General features: G+C 53.1%; 20 protein-coding genes, 1 tRNA gene and 2 pseudogenes. 7 read left to right on the top strand and 16 right to left on the bottom strand.

Annotated elements, in window-relative coordinates; translation table 11 throughout:
• Nucleotide 1: 1 nt before the first annotated feature.
• From tssG to tssB, 5 genes are read right to left on the bottom strand one after another with little or no spacing between them, the layout of a single operon-like run.
• Nucleotides 2-1,000 carry a type VI secretion system baseplate subunit TssG gene (tssG, locus tag HOY33_RS19305; protein WP_172291691.1) on the bottom strand — a complete coding sequence of 333 codons (999 nt, stop codon included), beginning with the start codon at nucleotides 998-1,000 and terminating at the stop codon, nucleotides 2-4.
• On the bottom strand, nucleotides 964-2,730 hold the full coding sequence (gene tssF, locus HOY33_RS19300) for a type VI secretion system baseplate subunit TssF (RefSeq protein WP_172291690.1): 1,767 nt from the start codon (nucleotides 2,728-2,730) through the stop codon (nucleotides 964-966). Before tssF ends, tssG begins: the two co-directional genes overlap by 37 nt.
• Before the next feature lie 2 nt (nucleotides 2,731-2,732).
• A complete protein-coding gene (gene tssE / locus HOY33_RS19295) occupies nucleotides 2,733-3,164 on the bottom strand; it encodes a type VI secretion system baseplate subunit TssE (protein ID WP_172291689.1) in 432 nt (143 codons plus the stop codon).
• Between the two features lie 5 nt (nucleotides 3,165-3,169).
• A complete protein-coding gene (gene tssC / locus HOY33_RS19290; RefSeq protein WP_172291688.1) occupies nucleotides 3,170-4,648 on the bottom strand; it encodes a type VI secretion system contractile sheath large subunit in 1,479 nt (492 codons plus the stop codon).
• Nucleotides 4,649-4,680: 32 nt separating this feature from the next.
• Nucleotides 4,681-5,184: a type VI secretion system contractile sheath small subunit gene (gene tssB / locus HOY33_RS19285; RefSeq protein WP_172291687.1), complete on the bottom strand. Its 504-nt coding sequence runs from the start codon at nucleotides 5,182-5,184 to the stop codon at nucleotides 4,681-4,683.
• 1,003 nt (nucleotides 5,185-6,187) lie between these two features.
• Between tssB and HOY33_RS19280 the strand changes: the two are divergent.
• Together HOY33_RS19280 and HOY33_RS19275 are read left to right on the top strand one after the other, a co-directional pair.
• Nucleotides 6,188-6,961 (top strand): annotated as a pseudogene (locus HOY33_RS19280) (PTS transporter subunit IIC); the annotation flags it as partial.
• A gap of 136 nt (nucleotides 6,962-7,097) precedes the next feature.
• Nucleotides 7,098-7,670, top strand: a complete 573-nt coding sequence (locus tag HOY33_RS19275) for a DUF1349 domain-containing protein (protein ID WP_172291686.1) — start codon at nucleotides 7,098-7,100, stop codon at nucleotides 7,668-7,670.
• 95 nt (nucleotides 7,671-7,765) lie between these two features.
• Here the strand turns inward: HOY33_RS19275 and HOY33_RS19270 are convergent.
• From HOY33_RS19270 to gpt, 7 genes and pseudogenes are all read right to left on the bottom strand, one after another.
• Nucleotides 7,766-7,888: pseudogene (locus HOY33_RS19270) on the bottom strand (Arm DNA-binding domain-containing protein); the annotation flags it as partial.
• A 175-nt stretch (nucleotides 7,889-8,063) separates the two neighbouring features.
• Nucleotides 8,064-8,139: transfer RNA gene (locus HOY33_RS19265), tRNA-Thr, on the bottom strand.
• 190 nt (nucleotides 8,140-8,329) lie between these two features.
• Complete coding sequence (gene proA / locus HOY33_RS19260; RefSeq protein ID WP_172291685.1) at nucleotides 8,330-9,583, bottom strand: glutamate-5-semialdehyde dehydrogenase; 1,254 nt, start codon at nucleotides 9,581-9,583, stop codon at nucleotides 8,330-8,332.
• A 10-nt stretch (nucleotides 9,584-9,593) separates the two neighbouring features.
• Nucleotides 9,594-10,697, bottom strand: a complete 1,104-nt coding sequence (gene proB, locus HOY33_RS19255) for a glutamate 5-kinase (RefSeq protein WP_172291684.1) — start codon at nucleotides 10,695-10,697, stop codon at nucleotides 9,594-9,596.
• 125 nt (nucleotides 10,698-10,822) lie between these two features.
• Nucleotides 10,823-11,197, bottom strand: a complete 375-nt coding sequence (gene crl, locus HOY33_RS19250; protein ID WP_172291683.1) for a sigma factor-binding protein Crl — start codon at nucleotides 11,195-11,197, stop codon at nucleotides 10,823-10,825.
• A 59-nt stretch (nucleotides 11,198-11,256) separates the two neighbouring features.
• Complete coding sequence (gene frsA, locus HOY33_RS19245; RefSeq protein ID WP_172291682.1) at nucleotides 11,257-12,507, bottom strand: esterase FrsA; 1,251 nt, start codon at nucleotides 12,505-12,507, stop codon at nucleotides 11,257-11,259.
• 204 nt (nucleotides 12,508-12,711) lie between these two features.
• Nucleotides 12,712-13,170 (bottom strand): xanthine phosphoribosyltransferase, encoded by a 459-nt coding sequence (gene gpt, locus HOY33_RS19240; RefSeq protein WP_172291681.1) that lies wholly within the window; start codon nucleotides 13,168-13,170, stop codon nucleotides 12,712-12,714.
• A gap of 232 nt (nucleotides 13,171-13,402) precedes the next feature.
• Here gpt and HOY33_RS19235 point away from each other — a divergent pair, with 232 nt between their 5' ends.
• Both HOY33_RS19235 and pepD read left to right on the top strand, forming a co-directional pair.
• Complete coding sequence (locus HOY33_RS19235) at nucleotides 13,403-13,765, top strand: hypothetical protein (protein ID WP_172291680.1); 363 nt, start codon at nucleotides 13,403-13,405, stop codon at nucleotides 13,763-13,765.
• Between the two features lie 274 nt (nucleotides 13,766-14,039).
• The gene (gene pepD / locus HOY33_RS19230; RefSeq protein WP_172291679.1) at nucleotides 14,040-15,500 is read left to right on the top strand and encodes a beta-Ala-His dipeptidase; all 1,461 of its coding nucleotides are present in this window, start codon (nucleotides 14,040-14,042) and stop codon (nucleotides 15,498-15,500) included.
• A 44-nt stretch (nucleotides 15,501-15,544) separates the two neighbouring features.
• Here the strand turns inward: pepD and dinB are convergent, their stop codons facing one another.
• A complete protein-coding gene (gene dinB / locus HOY33_RS19225; RefSeq protein ID WP_172291678.1) occupies nucleotides 15,545-16,603 on the bottom strand; it encodes a DNA polymerase IV in 1,059 nt (352 codons plus the stop codon).
• Between the two features lie 327 nt (nucleotides 16,604-16,930).
• Here dinB and dpaA point away from each other — a divergent pair, with 327 nt between their 5' ends.
• Entirely contained in the window at nucleotides 16,931-17,662 is a 732-nt protein-coding gene (gene dpaA, locus HOY33_RS19220; protein ID WP_172291677.1) for a peptidoglycan meso-diaminopimelic acid protein amidase, read from the top strand.
• Here the strand turns inward: dpaA and HOY33_RS19215 are convergent.
• Nucleotides 17,633-18,400, bottom strand: coding sequence for a class II glutamine amidotransferase (locus tag HOY33_RS19215; RefSeq protein ID WP_172291676.1), 768 nt, complete (start codon nucleotides 18,398-18,400; stop codon nucleotides 17,633-17,635). The genes dpaA and HOY33_RS19215 overlap by 30 nt on opposite strands.
• A gap of 41 nt (nucleotides 18,401-18,441) precedes the next feature.
• Nucleotides 18,442-19,029 carry a D-sedoheptulose 7-phosphate isomerase gene (gene lpcA / locus HOY33_RS19210; protein ID WP_172291675.1) on the bottom strand — a complete coding sequence of 196 codons (588 nt, stop codon included), beginning with the start codon at nucleotides 19,027-19,029 and terminating at the stop codon, nucleotides 18,442-18,444.
• Nucleotides 19,030-19,331: 302 nt separating this feature from the next.
• Here lpcA and fadE point away from each other — a divergent pair, with 302 nt between their 5' ends.
• Both fadE and yajD read left to right on the top strand, forming a co-directional pair.
• A complete protein-coding gene (gene fadE, locus HOY33_RS19205) occupies nucleotides 19,332-21,782 on the top strand; it encodes an acyl-CoA dehydrogenase FadE (protein ID WP_172291674.1) in 2,451 nt (816 codons plus the stop codon).
• A 145-nt stretch (nucleotides 21,783-21,927) separates the two neighbouring features.
• Nucleotides 21,928-22,278: an HNH nuclease YajD gene (yajD, locus tag HOY33_RS19200; RefSeq protein WP_172291673.1), complete on the top strand. Its 351-nt coding sequence runs from the start codon at nucleotides 21,928-21,930 to the stop codon at nucleotides 22,276-22,278.
• Between the two features lie 35 nt (nucleotides 22,279-22,313).
• Here yajD and mtnK read toward each other — a convergent pair whose 3' ends face one another.
• Complete coding sequence (gene mtnK, locus HOY33_RS19195) at nucleotides 22,314-23,516, bottom strand: S-methyl-5-thioribose kinase (protein WP_172291672.1); 1,203 nt, start codon at nucleotides 23,514-23,516, stop codon at nucleotides 22,314-22,316.
• Nucleotides 23,517-23,585 lie beyond the last annotated feature (69 nt).

Here is a 23,585-nt window from a genome sequence, read left to right as displayed (position 1 = left end):
ATTACTCCTGCACACAAATCGTCACATAGGGGTCGGCCGGTGGCTGCCCGAGAAAACTGCTCCATCCCAGGCGGCTGCTCTGTTCGTTGCCCAGGCTCAGACCTTTAGCCTCGCCTTCGGCAAAACCGAGGCGTAAATCCCAGGCCAGTTGGTCGCGCAAGATGAACGAGACAAAACGCACCAGCGGCTGAAAGTGCTCGCCGTTGGGCAAAAAACTGAGAAAACGACTGAAATCAAGGTTTCCCACCTTAAGCAGGAACTTACCTGCGCAGTCATTCACGCTGTCGCCGATGACAAAATCCCCGCCCAGCGCCATATTGGCGGCGCCCAGACGGTTCTGTTGCCCGGCGTGAATCGGCACCCGGCGGCGCTGCCAGGCAACGACCTCCACGTCATCCAAATCAAAACAATGGATCACCAGGCCCGCCACCACTTCGGGAGAGCGACTGGGACTGGCAAGTAAACCGGCATAGGAAAGCATCTTGGCGCGGTTGACCGGCAAGCTGTCGCGTACGGCGTCATTCCCCAATCCCACCAAAGCGAACATCAGCCGGGAGAAACCATCTTCGCCATCATTCTGGAAACGAACGTGATAGCGATATTTGCGCCAGGCGCGATGAAGCAGCGTCAGTAATCGGTGGTGAAAGAAATCGAGAAACACCCCCAGCTTTTGCTCGCCTTGCGCATATTCCCAAGCCAGCTCTTCCAGGTAATAACCAGGCATCGGCGACTGACTGCCGTGCAGCCCCAGAAAAGCGACTTCCAGCTCCTGCCGACCGTCCTTATCGCTGCCCACCCGCAAAACATCGCTGGGATGGAAACCGATCGAGGCGGAGGATCGAAAACGCAACCGTTCCTGATCGGGCCGAAAATCCAGTTCCTGCTCCAGATCCACACCTTCCAATTGGTTAAGCAACTCCACCAGTTGGAAGAAGTTAAAATGCGAGACGTCCTGGCGGAACGTCACATCATCGAGTGCTGACCTATCTGCACCGGCCATCGGTAGCGCTCCTTGTTATCGATGTTAACCACCTCCAGCAGGTGGAAAGCGTTGACGCTGGCGTACAGCGAGAAGAAATGCGCCAGTACCGTGCTGAACAGATACAGTTCTCCTTCACTGGAAAAGGCCGATTGCCGAACCGACAATATCGATTTCAGACCGCGAACCGGCATCCCCCGCACCAGTCGATCAATCGGCGTGGTTTCAATAGATTCGATCCCCGCCAGCCGTTTGCGCGAGGCCTGCTCCGCCTGCTTGTCATGCAACGCCGGGAAATCATAGGTACGGAGGATCTGTACCAGCGCATCGCGGCGCAGTAGCGAAACATAGTTCAATGACAGGTTGGAAATCAGCGTCCAGTGCAGGCTACCGTCCATTGCGGGCCTCAGCGGACGCGTCGGCCGGGTCAGATTACGGAACGTGGCGAATGACGGAGAATTCCCGGTCGGCACGCAGATCGACCCAACCGGCAATTGCGCCGCGCGAGAACGATTGGTGCAGGTCAGACTGACGGAAATGGATTCATCCAGATCGATCGCTTCGCGTTCATCACCGCGCACGAAAGAGAGCAAGTGTTCAAAACCGTCGCCGTTGACGGCTTCCCTGACCCGAATGCGGTAATAAAGCGCCAGCCGCCCTTTGGCCCGCTCAATTTGATGCTGGAAGCTTTCAAACGGCTGGTAGACACGCGGAATACCGCGTGCGCGGCCCGCATGCCCCTCCACCCAGCCTTCCACGTGATCGACGGAAAAAATTTCGAATCCATCGGCCTGATGGTAACTGGCTTTTAACGGATACTCGGTCTGACGTCCGCTAAGATTGATCGGCTCACTGTCGTGTTGAAACAGATTGATTGCCGGGACGCAGTTGAGCATGAACGAGTCCGGCCGGATTTTCAGTTCCGCGGGCAGCGGCCGATCAAAACAGAAATGAAGACGGAATTCAGTCACCGTCAGCGGCAAATCAGGCCACGCGGCGCCGAAAAGCTGGAAAAACAGAAAACTTTCCGGAAAACAAAAATACTCTTGCAGAATACGGTAGCCGGAGTAAACGTTGCCGGGGTACGGCAGCAGGGCATCTTCACGTTCGAACCCGACCGTTTTCAGTATGCCGGCTTCCTGACGGAAGCGTTTACCCTCAATCTCCAGCTCAATGTGCGACAGCTGGCTGGCAATCCAGAAGTAAAGTTCGTAGGCGGTATAGGTATCGCCGCCAAGATAGAAACGCAGTTTGTCGAGTTGCAGATCGCCCAATGACAGCGGGCCGTGCAACCCGATATCCAGCGTAATGGTCGAAAGATCGTTGCCGCTTTGCACATTGATTTGCCGGATATCCGCCGGATAGATCCAGGCATCGTGACAGGTCTGAAAATGACAGACCACATCATCAATCGGCAGGCTATCCAGTTCGCAGCCTCGTGCGACAAATGCCGGTTGTGCGATCGCGCCGGGGAGTACCGAAAACTGCATAATCGTCATACTCGGCACCGGACGCAGGTAATTGGGCCACAACATGCCCAGCAGACCATGTGTCAGTTCCGGAAATTCATCCTCGATCTTCGCCCGCAGGCTCCCTGTCAAAAAGGCGAACCCTTCCAGCAGCCGCTCGACGTCCGGATCCGTGGTCTGTTCTGACAAAAATCGGGTAAGTTCAGGGTGCGCTTTGGCAAATTCGCGTCCTTGCAGGCGCAAATAGGTCAGTTCATCCCTGAAAAAATGTTCCAGTGACATAATCAGATCATTCTGTAATGGCGATGACTATCCATGTGAATATTGAAAGAGGCGATCTGCTCCAGCTCTTCCAACCTGACATGGGCGGTAACCTGAAACGACATCTCCAGCGGATTGGACGGATAATCCGACTCGCTGACGTCCACATGAACGATTCGAGGTTCAAAGCGACAGATACACTGTTTGATCGCTTCCCGGATTTTGCCCCGGATATCCGCGCCGCCCTGAGTCGCATCATTAAAATCAATTACGCCAAGCTCAGGTGCGCTGCGACAATTCCCGGGCCGGGTATTGAGCACGTTGTCCAGTTGACGCTTAACGGACGCAATCAGCGCTTCAACATCCGATTCAGGGGAAGTTCGTTGCTCTTCCCCCCGGATACGATCAAACAGGCTGGCCGCAGTTCCCCTTTCCCAGGCAGAAAGCGACGGCATCAGTCTTATTCCTTATCTAAACGCCCTACTAGAGACAGCTCAAAGTTGGCCCCCATGTACTTAAAGTGCGGGCGAACCGACATGGTGACCTGATACCAGCCCGGCTCACCTTCCACATCAAGCACGTTGATCTGGGCTGCGCGCAGTGGACGACGACTACGAACGTCCGCCGGCGGATTTTCCTGATCGGCGATGTACTGTTTAATCCAGCCATTAAGCTCACGCTCAAGATCCTGACGCTCTTTCCACGCACCAATCTGTTCGCGCTGCAACACTTTGATGTAGTGGGCCAAGCGGTTGATAATGAACATATACGGCAGCTGAGTACCCAACTTGTAGTTGGTTTCCGCCTCTTTACCCTCTTTGGTATTCGGGAACACTTTGGGTTTTTGTACCGAGTTGGCGGAGAAAAATGCGGCATTATCGCTGTCTTTACGCATCGTCAGCGTAATGAAACCCTCTTCGGCCATCTCGTATTCGCGGCGATCGGTAATCAGCACTTCGGTGGGGATTTTGGCCTGAAGCTGCCCCATTGCCTCATAAACATGCACCGGCAGGTCGGTGATCGCACCGCCGCTCTGCGGGCCGATGATGTTCGGGCACCAGCGATATTTGGCAAAACTGTCCGTCAAGGCGGTTCCCATCAGGTAAGCGGTATTGCCCCACAGATAGTGATCGTGGTTGGAGCTGATGTCCTCTTTGTAATTAAAACCCTTGATGGGGTTTTCAATCGGATCATAAGGCAGGCGCGCTAAAAAGCGCGGCGCGGTCAGCCCCAGATAACGGGCATCTTCAGATTCGCGCAGCGAGCGCCATTTGGTGTAGGCCGGGCCTTCAAACACCGATTTCAGATCTTTAATGGAAGGCAGGTCGGTAAAGCTGTCCACGCCAAAGAATGTCGGCGCGACGGAAGAGATAAACGGCGCATGGGCCATCGCGCCTACCGCGCTGACATACTGCATCAGCTTGATGTCCGGCGAACTTTGGGTCATCGCATAGTCGCCGATCACCCCGCCGATGGGCTGACCGCCAAACTGTCCGTAACCGCTGGAGTAAACGTGTTTGTAGAAACCGGACTGGGTGATTTCAGGCGCAAACTCGAAATCTTCCAGCAGTTCTTCTTTGGTGGCGTGCAACACCAACAGCTTGATGTTTTCACGAAAATCGGTGCGATCCACCATCAGTTTCAGAGAACGCCAGGAAGATTCCAGTTCCTGAAGTTCTTTCGCATGCAGAATAACGTCGATCTGTTTACTCAGTTTCTTGTCCAGTTCGACGATCATGCTGTCTACCAGCGCTTTATTCACTGGCTCTGCCGCGTTGCCGCTATCAAGAATGTTGGCAACCAGTGCGGCGATCCCCTGTTTGGCGACGCTATATCCTTCGTCCACCGGGGTAATGCGCGCCTGCGCCATAATTTCGTCAAGCAATGAACCAGAGGCACTGGCCGCCCCGCTCTGCGCCTGTTCTTCAACTATTGACATATTTGTTTCCCTATCTCGTCAGTAACCATCAATTATTCGGCGGGTTTTACCAGATCCAGCTCTTTGAGCAGCTGCTCTCTGGCCTCTTCGCTGGACAACAGATCCTGCAAACGATTACGGAAAGAAGGAATATTGCCAAGAGGACCTTTTAGCGCCACCAGCGCCTCGCGCAATTCCAATAACTTACGTAATTCAGGTACTTGTTGAGCAATACGATCGGGGGAGAAATCATTCAGAGAATCAATATTCAGTTTCACGGGCAAATCGTCCTGACTGTCTTCTTCAAGACGATTAGGCACGCTGAAATTCAGTTCCAGATTGGCTTCTTTCATCACTGAGGTAAAATTGTTCTTATCGATCGATACCGTCTGGCGCTCTTCGATAGGCGTTTCCTCTGTGCGTCCCTTCATATTTCCCACCACCATCAGCGTCAACGGCAGTTCTATTTCCGCCTGCTGACCACCGGTAGCCGGGACATATTTGATATTAATACGTTCTTTTGGTGCGACAGATGCACCATCAGTTCCTTTTGCCATATGTCTATACCAACGTAAGGGCGCTCTGGCCCGGATGAATAAAGTCGATTCCTATCGAAACCCTACCAAAATCCATAAATGGCAGACCATTCGACGAACAAATAGGTTATTTGTTTTTCGACCAGCGAGAGATAAAGAAATAACATCCGCATTTTTATGCGAACTCACTAAAGCTATTATTAAATCGGATGAAACATAGCCTGAATCGAACAAAAAAACATCATTCGATAAAGTATTTAATACAGCTATGTTTTGTCGTTGGATCATACACACAACGCTAATAAATGGTCAACGACTATATAGCCAAGTAAACACCCACAACAAAAAGACAGTAAAAACAAAATATTACAACCAGTTTTCGTAAAAAAAACAGGTAAAGCGTCTATGTTACCGTTATGACGCCTTCAATTTTAATTAAACAAAAAACGCTATATTTCGCGCGTTTTAATTTCATTAAAAAATAAATAATTAACATGCTAATAAATTTTAAATTGGATATCCCAAATTGAATTTTATTTTGTGTGATTTTTTTATCTATTTTTTTGAGTTTTGTCAGAGTTAATAACTGAAAAAATCAACTCAATAGAAAATATTGACATTGAAGATTACAATAATTATCACACCCTTGGTAAAATTATTAGATTTTTATATCAATAATTTATTTTAAATAATGATAATTAACTGAATCCAGCGCCTTGTAAACCAAAAGTGAATTTACAGCTTAACAAATGATAAAAATCATCCAACCCTTTATACAAAATAGGCTCAATATCGGTAACATCTCCGGTAACCAAACCACCATAGAAATCCCATGCAAAATTTCCCAAAAGCGTGGGTCACTTCACACAATAACGGTATAGTAACTGGGGAACGATAAACTGTAGGTTTATGAGTCAACGCAGGACGGGATTCTGCTTTGTCGATAAATTAACCTACAATAACCTCACTACGAAAATCTCCTAACCAGCCGGCATACTGTCGCACGACCGCTATGCTATCTTTTTACCTGATTATGGGTTCGGTGGTATACGCCGGAACCGGAAACTACTGGCTCTCCGTCGTAATCACTTTCGGTATATTTGTCTTAACCTTACTGGCGGCGGATTTAACCGCACCCTATTTACAAAAAAATTATAATCTCAAAGGGATTTCATTCCCCCATCTTACCTGTATAGCCTACGTGCCGTTTGGTATTGTCTGTAATTATATTATTGATAAGCTCCCACTGATCAATAAAATCAATTTTGCCCCGGAAAGTATTAATAAAAAGTTCGGCGTATTTGATGAACCGCTGATGCTGGGTTTTGTGCTGGGGCTGGGGCTGGGGCTGGGGCTGGGGCTGGGGCTGGGGCTGGGGCTGGGGCTGGGGCTGGGGCTGGCGTTCCTTGCCGGATACGACGCTTCGGCGGCGGTTTCGCTGGCGATTAAGGTCTCCGCCGCCATGCTGCTGCCGAAAATGATCGAGATACTGATGCAGGGGCCGTTAATTCCGGTGGCGGTGGTTCTGTCCATTATTCTACCGGGCAATCGCGTTCTGCCATTTGTCGATCTGGCCTCATTAATGTTTCTGCTGGCCATGGTAACGCCGTTCTGTAAGCGAAATATGTTCCGCATGTTCATTAGCGGTACGCTGATCGTGACCTGCATCTTATACATCGGGACGGACATTTTGCAGGAGTATACCCAGGCGGCGGTAAACTCCAACATTCCAGTACCGGAAGGGATGTCTGAAATTACCAATATGGTCGGAGGGGCCACCACACCAGTCGGATGCCTGCCGTCTTCAGTGCGCAACCGTTATCCGCTTTCCATGATCATCTATACTACTTCTGTGCGGTTTGAAATTTACGTTAATGATCTGGCCCAACTGACAGGCTGTAAGCGAATGCCTGTTTCCGTCCCCGGGAGAGACAATGCTCAACTCCTTTTACTGGATTAATGAACCTCAACAATGGCGGCTTGAGAACAGCACGCTAGCTGTTGTCACTGATGATAAAACCGATTTCTGGCAAAAAACCTGGTACGGGTTTAAACGTTTCTCAGGTCATATCTTCGCCACTGACGTAACCGGCGATTTCACTTTTCAGGTGAAAGTTTGCGCGGACTTCCACAAACTATATGACCAGGCAGGGATCATGCTTATGTCGGATGACCAGCACTGGCTTAAAGCAGGTATCGAGTTTAACGATGGCACGCCCGCCATCGGCAGCGTACTGACGCTGGAAAATTCAGACTGGGCAACCGGCATCTTTACAGGCAACCCACGGGAGTTCTGGCTTCGCCTGACCCGCAAAGGCGACAGCCTGAGATTACAGTACTCGACGAATAGTCAACACTGGCCACTGCTGCGCTTATGCTATTTTCCACGCGGCGTCGCAAAGATAGGGGTGATGTGCTGTACGCCTGAACGTCACGGGTTGTCAGTGGATTTTCGTGATATCACGCTGACCCCGCCGATGGATAAAGATCTGCATGACCTGAGTTAAACGTCAGAGACTGCGCGGTTCGATACGTATGGAAAGCGTCTCGACCACCTGATTGGGTGTTAATACTGATACACCGGAGGAGATATGTTTTCTTATTTCATGCGCCAGCTTTTGGTTCCGTTAGGGAATACCTTCAGATACATGCCCCCACCATCCGCTAACTTATAGGGTTTATCTTTAGGCTTGGCAGTCTCGACCTGTCTGGCATTGAGCTTCATCTGGGGGCATCTCCTTTAGACCGAACACGATATGCCCCCACCGATGCCCCCAACTCAGCGTAGATTTCTGTGAACGTGAGTAGACGAGCAGAGACAATAAGGGCCGTGAAACCGCGTATTATAAGGGTTTAAAGGGTATTTGAGTAGACTTGGGGAGACGTTAAAATAGGTAGGATGGTGCCGATAATAGGAGTCGAACCTACGACCTTCGCATTACGAATGCGCTGCTCTACCAACTGAGCTATATCGGCGTTGAGATCGTCTTGGCGAATGCATGACGATGATCTACGGGGTGACAAACTATTGAAAACGAAGCGGCAAGTCAAGCGTTTGGCTGCCGTCTGCTGGTTTTATAATCGTCGCGTCGGTGATAGGGAGCCTCTGATAATTTTCCAAACTAATAACAGAGTCCCCTATAACCTTCTGGATTAAAAAACGGCGTTATGGGCGAACCAGATCGTCACCGTAACCAATCCATTTATAGGTGGTCAGCGCTTCCAATCCCATCGGGCCTCGTGCATGCAGCTTTTGCGTACTGACCGCCACTTCCGCCCCCAGGCCGAACTGTCCGCCATCGGTAAAGCGCGTGCTGGCATTGACATAAACCGCCGAAGAATCCACTTCACGCACAAAGCGCTCCGCGTTGCTCAGCGAGCGGGTCAGGATGGCGTCTGAATGCTGTGTACCGTGCTGACGAATATGCGCCACCGCGTCATCCAGACCGTCCACCAGCTTGACGTTGAGATCGTTTGACAGCCATTCGTCATTATAGTCGGCTGCTTCTACAGCCACGACTTTCGCCGGACCGTCGGTCAGAAACCGCATTGCCGATGAACTGGCATGCAGGGTGACGCCCGCTGCCGCCATTTTCTGACTCAGCGCCGGCAGAAAGCGAGCCGCAATGTTCTGGTTAACCAGCAGCGTTTCCAGGCTGTTACAAGCGCTGGGGCGCTGAACTTTGGCGCTTTCGATCACCGTCAGGGCTTTGTCAAAATCGATACTCTCGTCGGCATAAATGTGGCATACCCCGATTCCGCCGGTGATGACCGGGATCGTCGAGTGTTCGCGGCACAGTTTGTGCAAACCCGCGCCGCCGCGGGGGATCAGCATGTCGATATAGCGATCCAGCTTCAATAACTGGTTCACCAGCTCACGGTCCGGGTTCTCAATGGCCTGAACCGCCGACTCAGGCAGGCCGCATTGCGCCAGCGCCTGCTGGATCACCTTCACCGTCGCGGCGTTGGTGCGATAAGTTTCCTTGCCGCCGCGCAGAATCACTGCGTTGCCGGTTTTCAGGCAGAGTGATGCAACATCAATGGTAACGTTAGGGCGCGCTTCATAAATCACGCCGACGACACCGAGCGGCACACGGCGGCGCTCCAGCTTGAGACCGTTATCCAGCATGCCGCCATCAATGACCCGACCAACCGGGTCAGTCAAACGACACACCTGACGTACATCGTTGGCAATCGCCGTCAACCGCGCCGGCGTCAGCAACAGCCGATCGAGCAATGCTTCGCTCATGCCATTCTGCCGCGCCTGGGCCACATCCTGCTCATTGGCCGCCAGGATCGCCGCGCTTTCTGATTCCAGCAAATCGGCAATCACCGCCAATGCGCGATCTTTCTCGGCCGTACTCAGCACCGCCAACTGATAAGAGGCTGCCTTTGCCGCTTTGCCCATCTGTTCAAGCATCGCGTACTCCTTAATTAATAATCATGTCGTCGCGGTGGACTGCCACCGGACCGTATTCGTAACCAAGAATGTCAGCGATCTGCTGAGAGTGGTGGCCGGCAATCATACGCAGCGCATCGCTGTTATAGCGGGTGACGGCATGCGCCAAATCGCGGCCCGTCAGGCTGCGGATACGGATGACTTCACCGCGGGAAAAATCCCCCATGACTTCACGGATCCCCTTGGGCAATAAAGAGCTGCCGCGTTCCAGGATCGCCGAGAGCGCGCCGTCATCCACGGTGATTTCACCAGCCGGGGGCGCTCCGAAGATCCAGCGTTTACGGTTTTCCAGCGGCGCTTCCAGCGCGTGAAAGCGCGTTCCCACGGAGATATCCGCAATCACATCGCCAATCACGCCGGGCTTATCGCCTGCGGCAATCACCACGTCGATACCGGCGCGACAGGCAACATCGGCGGCCTGCAATTTTGTCGACATCCCCCCCGTGCCTAAACCGGAAACGCTGTCGCCCGCAATGCTGCGCAACGCATCATTAATACCATTCACTTCGCGGATCAATTCCGCATCCGGGTTTTTACGCGGATCGGCGGTAAACAAGCCAGCCTGATCGGTCAGCAGCAGCAGTTTGTCGGCGTCGGCCAGAATGGCGGCCAGCGCAGAGAGGTTATCATTGTCGCCGACTTTGATTTCCAGCGTCGCTACCGCGTCATTTTCATTAATCACCGGCACGATATGGTTATCCAATAGCGCGTGCAGTGTGTCGCGCGCATTGAGAAAACGCTCGCGGTCTTCCAGATCGGCGCGAGTCAGCAACATCTGTCCGATATGAATGCCATAGATGGAAAACAGCTGTTCCCACAGTTGAATCAAGCGACTTTGCCCCACCGCCGCCAGCAGTTGTTTGCTGGCAACCGTCGGCGGAAGCTCCGGGTAGCCCAAATGTTCACGCCCGGCGGCAATCGCCCCTGAGGTTACGATAACAATCCGGTGCCCTGCCGCATGCTGCTGCGCGCACTGGCGCACCAGTTCAACAATATGGGCACGGTTCAGCCGGCGCGAACCGCCGGTCAGCACGCTGGTGCCTAGTTTCACAACCAAAGTCTGGCTGCCGCTCATAATTTTTCTGCCGTTGAAAGTCATCAAAAAAGACAAATAAGAAAACGTTGTAACAGGACAGGCGCGCTATGCCAACAGGCGCAACGCGAAAACCCGCGAATAAATCGGAAATCAGATAGGAAGCGTCACGGTCGTGCGGTTAATGCACAGGCTGGCTCCAACGATTGCAGGAGTTTTTCCAAACGAACATGGAAGGCTTTTTTAGTACTTTCCAGCTTATCCATCACGTCTTTATCTTTGATTTTTTCTTCACACCAATTACCATTTTTATCATATAAACCAAAGTGATATTCATAAGTAAAGGTTTGGTCTTGCGCTTCAAGCTTCAGCCACCATCCCCAGAATTCACGTTTTTCCGGGACAGGTTTGATATTGACGCATACCGCCAGACAGTCAAAGAAAAAATGGTCGTGCTCACACTGTGCTTCACGCAAATACGGCCCCAGGGAAGCAAAGTTTTTCATGAGTCTGCTTTTCGGGTGTCCACTCGGTAACATCATTCGGCAATCTCCTCGGTATGAACATTCTTTTTAGCAGAGAATGACAATTTATCAATGAACTAGGCTAATTTATGACTCAACCAATGACTGATTTGCTGTAACGCCTGGTGGAAGTTCTGATAGACCGGTGAAAAACTCACCGGCAGCAGTTTCCCTTGCTGTGATGAGTTGACGATCAGACATGCTTCTTCCTTCGGACTCATCAGGTCGTTATCCCAATATCCGGCCAGCATGGGCGTCGGACAACGCCGTCCCAGCAGACCTTGTGTTTTGAGAGAATAACGGCACAACTCTGTTTTCAGCGCCGCGTCGGTAGAAAACGGCATCCCCAGGCGGCTTGCCATCATGTCCATAAACATATCCGGCACCTGCTGCTGACGCTGCGCATCGCACAACAGATGGTGCACCACCGGCCCCAGACAGGCGACGCCGCGTAAACGCTGCGCATCGAGATAAGCCAACCGCACGGCGATATTGGCGCCGAAACGGAAACCAAACGCTCCCACGCGGCAATGATCCACCCAGGGTATATCCGGCAATGCCCGCAACACCTGCTGATGCAGAAAACTGGAATCCTGATGCAATTTCCAGCGCGAGGAAAAGCCGACCGACGGAACATCGATGGTCAGCATCGCCATCCCGGCCGGAGCCAGATAGTCGCGGAACAGACGGTAGTAATCGCTTTGCAGCATTTCCAGGCCGCCACACATCAGTATCGTCGGGAAAGGCGCTTTCCCTTTTTGCGGCAGGTGCAGAAATCCGGTCAGCGCCCCGCCGCCCTCAATCTGGAAAGTCAGTTCCTTTAACTCATAGGGAAGATACTTCGCGGCCTCTTCGTATGCCCGGTTGGCCAGCGTCTGCGCCTGTTCCGCCAGTTCATCGCCTTTAATATGGGGATAGGCCGCAATACTGTACAGATTCGCGGCATTCAGCCAATACTGACCGTTCTGTTCGGGGTTATCGTCGTCCATCGCCCGCTGCTGCCAGTTCGCTCCCTGCCTGACCCACTCATAAATCCAGTTTCCGCTGCGGTAGCCGATAACCGTATCCAGTAAATGCTCGGTGCTTCTTTCCGCCTTACTGACGGCAATACGCGCCAGCACCTCTTCAATGTCCCACGGATGAACGCCGCGCCAAATCCACAACAGACGATTAATCATCCGATACCAGCTACGGCTGTTTTCGCCTTCCAGAGCCGATTGCGTCCCCAATACGCTCTGGGTATGCGTCGCACGCTTCACTAACATAGACGTTTCAGGATGTTTAAAGGACGGTTTAAATAGGGTTTCAGACAGGTTAGCTTGAACCACAGCAGTCTCCGTTAATGTAAGCCGCCGTCAGCGACAACTAAACTTGATACCGAGTGTAACCAACTCATCACGGCGAAGACAAACCACAGAGCACAGAAACGCGCGATCGGATCAAATCAGCCGCGAATAGAAAAATAAAACAGGACAGGCATAAACGACAATGCCCGGCATAACCGGGCACAGGAGGGAATAAACCGGCGGCGATCAGCGGTCGGACAGCGGCGGGACAAATACCACGCCCATATCCCACGGCTGCTCGATCCAAGTATCCTGCGGGATGTCGACGATGTAGTCGTCAACCAGCGGCTTACCGGCAGGTTTAGCGAAAATAGTGACAAAGTGAGCTTTTGGATACATGTCGCGAATCGCTTTCGCGGTGCCGCCGGTATCGACTAAATCGTCCACCACGATGAAGCCTTCGCCATCACCTTCTGCGCGCTTAAGCACTTTCATTTCACGCTGGTTGTCGTGGTCATAGCTGGAGATGCAAACCGTATCCACATGACGGATACCCAGTTCACGCGCCAGCAGCGCGCCGGGCACCAATCCGCCGCGGCTAACGGCAATGATGCCTTTCCATTGTTCGGCAGGCAGTAAACGCTGCGCCAGTTTGCGGGCCTGAATTTGCAACATATCCCAGGTTACGACGTACTTTTCGCTCATAAAATATATCCCAGCCGAATAGAAATGGCTCACGTTGAGTCTGAGGGGGAAAAAGGTTGCGCGGGATTATAGATATCCGACAACACAAAAACCAGCGTTATAACTGAGTTTCCTCCGTCTCCGTGCAGTCTAAACAAAAATTTGGTGATAACTAAGCATAAAAAGAGATTGGACGCCTGCGGCGGAAAAATATATTAAACAAGACAACAGAAATCAGCCGGAGGAGACGCCCATGGCCGAATTTTATGTTCTGATTCAGGAACAGCTCACGACGATCAGCACGATTCTAATCATTGGATTAACGGCGTGGTTTGGTGTGGAATTAAATTCCAGCTTCCGTTTGCTGTGGAAAAAGCCGCAGGCGCTGCGGGGAAAAATTGTGCATCGCGCCTATCTACCCGCGCGAAAAACGCTGACGCTCATTGATAATTTTTATGGCTACGTCCCGGTGCATGTTATGGAAAGCGAACGCTTTATTCTGGATGTGGAGGCCAATGGCAAACGTTATCAGGTTGAAACCACCGCAGCGGAATACCGTGCGTTGTCCATTGGCGACAGCGTGGTCATTCACCACCATGCTGACGAGACGATTTAACGCATCGGCGCCTTGATTTTCCCGCCATAGCATTTTCCTATCGTACATTTTGTCCCATAAGGCCGGTTCATCCGGCCTTTTCACTGCTTATACCGCCTCTGGCCCAATGGATAAGGCGGTTTTTTGTTTTTAACAGCGACCTCCCCCACCTCCGGCGGAAAGTGATATTCTGTTTCGACACGCCATATTGGATGGCTGACCGTGATTAACTTTCAACCTGTAGCGCCTACGCGCCAGACGCGAAGACAGGCCTGCTGAAAAGGAGACTTTAATAGTGTCTGAATTGTCTCAACTGGCCCCGCAACCGCTGTGGGACATTTTTGCCAAGATCTGTTCCATTCCGCATCCTTCCTACCATGAAGAAGCGCTTGCCGCGCATATCCTTGAATGGGCGAAAGAGAAAGGCCTTTATGCCGAACGCGATCGGGTAGGCAATATTCTGCTGCGTAAAGCGGCAACCGCAGGCATGGAAAACCGCAAGCCCGTCGTTTTGCAGGCGCATCTGGATATGGTGCCGCAGAAGAATAACGACACCGTGCACGATTTCACCAAAGATCCCATTCAACCCTATATTGATGGCGAATGGATTAAAGCCCGCGGCACCACGCTGGGCGCGGATAACGGTATCGGCATGGCATCGGCGCTGGCGGTGCTGTCGGATAACAGCGTAAAGCACGGCCCGTTGGAAGTGTTGCTGACCATGACTGAGGAATCCGGCATGGATGGCGCGTTCGGTCTGCAACCTGACTGGTTGCAGGGTGAAATTCTGATCAATACCGACTCAGAACAAGAAGGCGAGATTTACATGGGCTGCGCGGGCGGAATCGACTTCATCACCCGCCTGCCGCTGGAGCGTGAAACGCCGCCGACCGGTTACCAAACGCTGACGCTAACCCTCAAAGGGCTGAAAGGCGGGCACTCCGGCTGCGATATCCATCTTGGTTTGGGTAATGCCAATAAACTGTTGGCGCGTTTTCTGTTTGAACAGGCCGATAAGCTGGATCTTCGTATTCTGGATCTGCATGGCGGTACGCTGCGCAACGCCATCCCGCGCGAGGCGTTTGCCACGCTGGCGGTGCCCGCGGCCAATGTCGAGCAGTTAAAGACGCTAAGTCAAGACTATCTGTCGGTGCTGAAAAATGAACTGTCGGCGGTGGAGAAAAATCTGACCGTGCTGGTGGAAAACAGCGACCGTCGGGCGCAAGCGCTGACCAAAGACTGCCGCGATCGCCTGCTGGCGCTGCTGAACGCCATGCCGAATGGCGTGATCCGCATGAGTGACGAAGTGAAAGGCGTGGTGGAGACCTCACTCAATATCGGCGTGGTGGCGCTGGACGACAAACACGCGGAGATTAATTGCCTGATCCGCTCTCTGATTGACAGCGGTAAGGACGCCGTCGTCGGTACGCTAACCGCGCTGGGTCAACTGGCCGGCGCCGACACGTCGCCGAAAGGCGGTTACCCCGGCTGGCAACCTGATGCCCACTCGCCGGTTATGCAACTGGTGCGCGAAACCTATCGGAAACTGTTTAACAAAACCCCCAGCATCATGGTGATTCATGCCGGTCTGGAATGCGGGTTGTTCAAGAAGCCGTATCCCGATATGGATATGGTTTCAATCGGGCCGACCATCACCGGGCCGCACTCGCCGGATGAACAGGTTCATATCGCCAGCGTCGGTCAATACTGGCAATTACTGACCGCGCTGCTGAAAGCCATTCCCGAACGCGCTTAACCTAATTAGCGGGCGGCTTGCCTGAGCCGCCTTTTTAAACCGGTTTATTCCCAGTCCAACACCAACTGCCGCTCAATTTGCGGATCGAGCAGCGTGACATGCAATCCCACCAGCCGAACGCCACGCTCCTCGCGTCTCTCCTTCCAGGTCTGTTGCGCCAGCGTTAGCAAATCCTGTTTATTCAATACCGGCCACACGTGTTCCTGCGTGGTCTGGCGGAAATCATCAAACTTCAGCTTTACCCCTTGCCGGGCAATATGCAGGTCGGGCTTTACCCGTTTTAAGCGCAGCTCCAGCTCCTGATAGAGCTGTTCGATTAAACCTTCGCATTCATGCCAGTGATGAATATCCTGCGCCAGCGTTTTTTCAACCCCGACAGATTTGCGTAATCGGTCTGGGGAAACAGCGCGTTCGTCAATTCCATGACAGCGCTCCCACAGGATACGACCAAATTTACCGAAGCTTTTCAATAGTTCTGCCAGTTCATAATTGCGCACATCGGCACAGGTAAGCAGCCCTTTCTCCGCCAGTCGTTTCGCCGTCACTTTCCCGACGCCGGGGATCTTGGCTAACGGCAATTGCAATATAAATGTATCGACCTGATCCGGCGGGATAACGAACTGACCGTTAGGTTTATTCAGTTCAGAGGCGACCTTGGCCAGAAATTTGATAGGCGCAACCCCGGCGGAAGCCGTCAGACTCAGCTCAGCAAAAATAGCCTGACGAATTTCCTCCGCCATCAGCGTTGCGGAACCATTGCAATAGGGGCTGTCCGTTACATCCAGATAGGCTTCATCAAGAGAAAGCGGCTCAATAAGCGCAGTATAACGGGCGAAAATTTCACGGATCTGCCGGGAAGCCGCTTTGTAGACATCCATCCGCCCCGAAAGCAATGTCAACTGCGGACACAGGCGCAGCGCGGTTGCCGTCGCCATCGCGCTGCGCACCCCATAACGGCGGGCCGGGTAATTTGCCGTACTGATCACCCCGCGGCGTTCGGCGCTGCCGCCAATGGCGATTGGAATATCGCGCAGTCGCGGATTATCACGCATTTCAATTGCAGCGTAGAAGCAATCCATATCGACATGAATAATTTTGCGCATACGCACCCCCGGCAAGACTGTATAAATATACAGCCTTGCCGCAACGCATACAAGTTTGGGAAGTGCGCTGGTTATTTTCGAGCGAGATCGCCGGCCCGTCCCCGAAGCTATCCCGTTAAACACCGCTTTTTGTCGCTAAAAGATCGGAAAAACCGTACTCCGATATACTTTCGCCATGAAAATAATTTTTTTATCGGTTTTCACTCTTGATTAAAATTAAGGCGATGATAATGTGACAACGTTTATATGCGCCTAAAGGCAGAGGAATACGGGACGATAATCGTTATACCGTATAGGTAGTACCGCTTCTATTCATCAGGATCCACAATGCAAAAAATCGCGCTGTCATTTGCGATGTTGTTTTTCTTGCCGTCTCTTGTTGTTACCAGCGCTGCCAGCGAACCCGCGCCGCTAACACCGATAAAAAAAGAATTAAAACAACAATTATTGGGCTCGCCGATTTATATTCAGATATTTAAGGAAGAGAGTGTATTAGAACTCTACGCCAAACTCGGAAATGAATATCGCTTATTGGAACAGTATCCTATTTGTAAATATTCGGGCGGTCTGGGGCCAAAACGAATTGAAGGTGATTTGAAAAGTCCGGAAGGTTTCTATCAGGTCGATTTGCGCCAGTTGAAACCGGACAGCCAATATTACCGGGCGATTAATATCGGTTTTCCTAATGAATATGATAAATCGCAAGGCTATTCGGGTCGCTATCTGATGATCCACGGCGAATGCGTGTCGGTCGGCTGCTATGCCATGACCAATAATTATATGGATGAGATTTATCGTTATGCGGAACAGGCGCTGCGCAACGGGCAGGTGAAAATCGATCTCGCCATTTACCCGTTCCGCATGACGGAACAGAATATGCAGCGCCACCGCAATTCCCGCTATTACAGTTTCTGGCGTCAGCTACAGCCGGGTTACGCCCATTTCAACCAACATAATCAGCCGCCGGCCATCACCGTATTTAACGGGCAATATGTCGTTAATCCACCGTTGATGACCAGTCAGCCTGAACTAAATTATGCGTTCACCGAAACAAAATAGCACGAATTCACCTGGCATGATTTGATGCCAGGTTTCATTTCCGGTCAGCGGTTGCGTCGCCAGCACCGTGACCACATCATTTGGCGTCGTCTGTTGCTGGAAATCGATTTCCACATCCTGATCCAATAAGGTCGCCTTACCAAACGGCGCGCGCCGGGTAATCCAATACAGTTTGCTGGAGCAATACCCCATAACAAAGCGCCCGTCGGACAGCAGCATGTTGAACACGCCTTTTTTGCGCAGCACATCGGCCTGCTCGGCAATATAGCGAAATACCGCCGGCCAGTTGCCCGGCGTACGCGGATAGCGCTGTGACAGCTGATACAGCAGCCAACAGAAAGCAAACTCACTGTCCGTCTGGCCGACGGGGCGGAATGTGCCGGTTTTTAACGAGCGATATCCCCTCAACTGCCCATTATGCGCGAACGTCCAGTTTCTGCCCCACAGCTCGCGGGTGAAAGGATGGGTGTTTTCCAGCGCCACGGCTCCCCGGTTCGCCTGGCGAATATGCGAAATCACCGCACAAGATTTAATGGGATTGTCCTGCACCAACCGGGCTATCGGCGAGTTATAGCTTGGCAGAGGATCCTTGAACGTCCGACAGCCATGCCCTTCATAAAAGGTAATTCCCCAACCATCCCGATGCGGCCCGGTCAGGCCGCCGCGTTGTATCAGCCCGGTAAAACTGAAGCAGATATCCGTCGGTACATTTGCGCTCATCCCAAGCAGTTCACACATCGTAAATCTCTTAACCTCTCTTGTGCACACGCAACGCGTTATCAGTTGGCGCTGGCGGCCATTTCTTTTTCAATCAGTTGGATCAGGATATGAATCGCTTTGATATGGATTTCCTGAATACGGTCGGCATAGCCGAAATGCGGCACGCGAATTTCCACATCCGCCGAACCGGCCATTTTGCCGCCGTCTTTACCCGTCAGCGTGATGACTTTCATGCCCTTTGCCTTGGCGGCGGCGATAGCCTTGATAATATTGCCGGAATTACCGGAGGTTGAGATCCCCAGCAGCACGTCGCCTTCTCGGCCCAACGACTCAATATAACGCGAGAAAACGAAGTCATAGCCAAAGTCATTACTGACGCAGGAAAGATGGCTGGGGTCAGAAATGGCAATCGCCGGGTAGCCCGGACGGTTTTCCCGGTAGCGCCCGGTCAACTCTTCGGCAAAATGCATTGCATCACAGTGCGAACCGCCGTTGCCGCAGGAAATCACTTTTCCGCCGGCTTTGAACGAATCAGCCAGTAATACCGCAGCATCTTGAATAGACTGAATATTCTTATCATCACTCAGAAACATATTCAACGTTTCCGCCGCTTCTTTCAATTCACTACGGATTAAGTCCTGATACATAGCATCCTCTCAATTTGTCCGGTGACATCATACTCTGTCATGCAGTGTAGCGGATTGCCGAAACAGCGAGAAGCGCGCAATGTCACGATCGCCAGGATCGCCGACGGCAATCAGAAAACACTGAACGGCCGCCCGGTTTGTGAGTTAAGTTGTAATTATGATGTAAATAAATTGATAAAAATAAGCGGATAAACTACAACAACTATAGACAAACAGGTCAGACCTCTTATGAGTTAACGCTGTCCATCGGGTATGAACGCCAGGCGGCCTTCTGAAGTCGACGACAACGCTGGAGATACATTATGGTTGCTGTCAGCATTCTTCTGCTATTGCTTATTATCGGTGCCCTATTTTACCACCGGCTCAATTTACTACTCAGCAGCGCAATCCTGCTGGCCTACTTCGCGGCCATGGCGGCCATGTTGCTGTGGCCGGTCTGGCTGCCGATCACGCTGGCTATTTTATTGATACCGTTCAACATCCTGCCGCTACGCCGCACGCTCTTTTCGTCTTCCGCGCTGCCGCTGTTCCAGAAAGTCATGCCGCCGATGTCGAATACGGAAAAAGAAGCCATTGACGCCGGCACCACCTGGTGGGAAGGCGATCTGTTCCGCGGCGCGCCGGACTGGAAAAAGCTGCATGACTACCCGCAGCCGCGGCTGACCGCCGAAGAACAGGCCTTTCTCGACGGGCCGGTCGAAGAAGCCTGCCGTATGGCCAACGACTTTGAAATCACCCATGAACGTGCCGATCTGCCGCCGGAACTGTGGGCGTTTCTGAAACAGCACCGGTTCTTCGCCATGATTATCAAAAAACAGTACGGCGGTCTGGAGTTTTCCGCCTACGCTCAGGCGCAGGTGCTGCAAAAACTGGCCGGCGTTTCCAGTATTTTGGCGATTACCGTCGGCGTGCCCAACTCACTCGGCCCGGGTGAACTGCTGCAACACTACGGCACTGACCAACAGAAAGATCACTACCTTCCCCGTCTGGCGCGCGGGCAGGAAATCCCCTGCTTTGCGTTGACCAGTCCGGAAGCCGGCTCAGATGCCGGTTCTATCCCGGATAGCGGCGTGGTGTGCTACAGCGACTGGCAGGGTGAACAGGTGCTGGGCATGCGTCTGACCTGGAATAAGCGCTATATCACTCTGGCCCCGGTGGCCACCGTACTCGGTTTGGCGTTTAAGCTGTATGACCCGGATCGCCTGCTGGGTGACACGGAAGATATCGGCATTACCTGCGCCCTTATCCCCACCGACACCGATGGCGTACAAATCGGTCGCCGCCATTTCCCGCTCAACGTTCCATTCCAGAACGGCCCGACACAGGGTGAAAATATTTTCGTTCCGCTGGATTACATCATCGGCGGCCCGAAAATGGCCGGACAAGGCTGGCGGATGCTGATGGAGTGCCTGTCCGTCGGGCGCGGCATCACGCTGCCGTCCAACTCCACCGGCGGCCTCAAATCCATCGCGCTGGGCGTCGGCGCCTATGCGCATATTCGCCGTCAGTTCAAAGTCTCCATCGGCAAGATGGAAGGGATTGAAGAGCCGCTGGCGCGGATCGCCGGGAACACCTATGTGATGGATGCCGCCGCCACGCTGATCGCCAGCGGGATTATGCAGGGCGAAAAACCGGCGGTGTTGTCCGCCATCGTCAAATATCACTGTACCCATCGCGGCCAGCGCGCGGTGATGGACGCCATGGACATCACCGGCGGGAAAGGCATCTGCCTTGGCCCATCCAATTTCCTGGCGCGCAGCTATCAAGGCTCCCCGATTGCCATCACCGTTGAGGGGGCCAACATTCTGACCCGCAGCATGATCATCTTCGGCCAGGGGGCGATTCGCTGCCATCCGTATGTGCTGGAAGAGATGGCGGCGGCACAAGCCAAAGACGTTGCGCGTTTTGACCGCGCCCTGTTCGGTCATATCGGTCATATTGGCGGCAGCGCGGTACGCAGCCTGTGGCTCGGGTTGACGAACGGACGCCTGAGCCGCTCGCCGGTCAATGACGCCACCCGTCATTATTATCAGCGTCTGAATCGCCTCAGCGCCAATATGGCGCTGCTGGCCGACGTCTCCATGGCGGTGCTGGGCGGTAGCCTGAAACGGCGCGAGCGGATTTCCGCCCGCCTGGGGGATATTCTCAGCCAGCTTTATCTGGCGTCCGCCACCCTGAAACGCTATGACGACGAAGGCCGCCAGCAAGCCGACCTGCCGCTGGTTCACTGGGGGGTTCAGGATTGCCTCCATCAGGCGGAGCAGGCGGTGGTCGATCTGTTGCGCAACTTTCCGAACCGCGCCGTCGCCGGTTTACTCACTTTCATCCTGCTGCCGTTGGGCCGCCGTTGCGATGCGCCGTCCGACCGCCTCGATCACCAGGTAGCGAAGCTGTTGCAAACGCCCTCGGCCACACGCAGCCGTCTGGGCCGGGGACAATATCTGGTCGCCAGCGAGCATAATCCTGTTGGCCTGCTGGAAGAAGCGCTACGGGACATTATCGCGGCCGAACCCATCTACCTGCGCCTGTCGAAAGCCAGCGGTAAGCACCTGCCCTTTATGCGCTTGGATCGGCTGGCGGAACAGGCGCTGGCGGAAGGCAATATAACCGCGGATGAAGCCAGGATATTGACCAGAGCGGAAGCCAGTCGTTTACGTTCGATCAATGTGGACGATTTTGCCGCGGATTCGCTGGCGGGCCAGCCACAGGAAACCGTCGCCGAAGCGCCGCAGAAGAAAACGCAGGCGGCATGATGCAGCCTATCAGGGCCGGTATTTGAACTATCCAGCGTTAGGGAACCGTTCACTTTCCGGCCTTTTATTTGCGCAAAACCCGTTTGCGCGCCCCATGACCTGCGCTAAACTGGGCGCTGTTCCCCTTTAAGACTGGCAATCTCCCATGGCATATATCCCGAAAAACTACGCGAAACTCGAAAGCGGCTATCGTGAAAAAGCCCTCAAACTTTTTCCCTGGGTTTGCGGTCGCTGTTCGCGCGAATTCGTTTATTCCAACCTGCGCGAATTAACCGTGCACCATATCGATCACGATCATAGCAATAACCCGGAAGATGGCAGCAACTGGGAAATGTTGTGCCTGTATTGCCACGATCATGAACATTCCAAATACACCGAGGCGGATACTTACGGCTCTACCGTGGTTGCAGGCGAAGACGCCCAGAAAGACGTGGGGCTTGCCACCCACAACCCTTTCGCCGATCTGAAAGCGATGCTGGAAAAAGGGAAAAAATAAGCATACGGGGCGACAATATGCCCCGCATCGGTATGTTACGCGCCGCTTTGACGCACGCGGGCCAGCAGTTCATCCTCGTTGGCGATGTGATCCGCGGCAAGGATTAACCTCCGGCCGAGGCTTAACGCCTGACGTTGGCATTCCGCCCGGGCGTCGTCATCCTGAATATTGTCAAGATCGGCGACGTGCGCCAGGCCGATGGTGCGCCGAATCAGTTCCGTGCCGCAATAGCCAACCGTATCCCGCCATACCTGCTGTAAAAAGATTTCGGCATAGCCTGATTCAGCCAAAGAAGGCTCGCGGCTATGACGCTGACTCAGCGATAAAAAGCGCACGGCGAAAGTATTCCACAACGTGCGGATATCTTCAAAACGCTGCTCGCGTCCCGCCGCCGCCTCACGCGGCGCCAACAGCCCCGGCAACCCACAGTAGTTCAGCAGCAGATTGCCCAATGCCGTTCCCACATCGAACCCTATCGGCCCGTAGAAACCAAACTCGGCATCAATCGCCTTTAAGCGCCCTTCCGCCACAAAGATTGAACCGCTGTGAATATCGCCGTGCAGCAATGCCTCGGCTTTGCTCAGAAAACGGTGCTTTAATCCCGCGACCGCCAGCTTCAGCGCCCGATCGTCACGCAACGCCTGCACATCGGGGGCCAGCACCGCGTCAAAGCGATTTCTTTGGTGCTCAATATAGGGATCGGTGAAAAACAAATCTTCGGTGATCTGACACAGCTCAGGGTTGGTGAACTGGCTGACGGACGCTTTTTTAACCTGCGGAGACTGATAAAAATCCGACGTATGAAACAAGGTCTGCGCCAGATATTCACCTAACTGCGCCGCCGCCTGTGGGTAGTGGCGTCCCTGAATCAACTCGCTGCGCCAGATGCGGTGATCGGAAAGATCTTCCTGCACCATCACCGCCAGTTCGGCGTCATGATGCAGAACGCTCACCGTATGCTGAGGGCAAAACTGCGCATGCGTCCGCAGCGTTTCAGCTTCTATACGGGCGCGATCCAGCGTCAACGGCCAGGATTCGCCGACGCAACGCACATAAGGTAAAGCCTGTTTGACAATCACCCGGCTAACGCCCTGCGTATCGCGAATTTTAAACACTAAATTCAGATTACCGTCGCCAATTTCCTCGGCAGCGACCAGCGAGTGCGGATCGCTTATCCCGCCATACCGGCGGGCGTATTCTACGGCATCGTCCGCCGTAAAGGTGCGGTAAAGTGACATTGCCAACCCCTTATTATTCTGCGCTCACCCGATGGTGAAAAATCATTTTTGGACATAAAAGCGTTTGGA

The organism is Brenneria sp. hezel4-2-4 (assembly GCF_013155275.1).
GTDB lineage: Bacteria > Pseudomonadota > Gammaproteobacteria > Enterobacterales > Enterobacteriaceae > Brenneria.
This window is presented reverse-complemented; position numbering and strand designations above follow the sequence as displayed.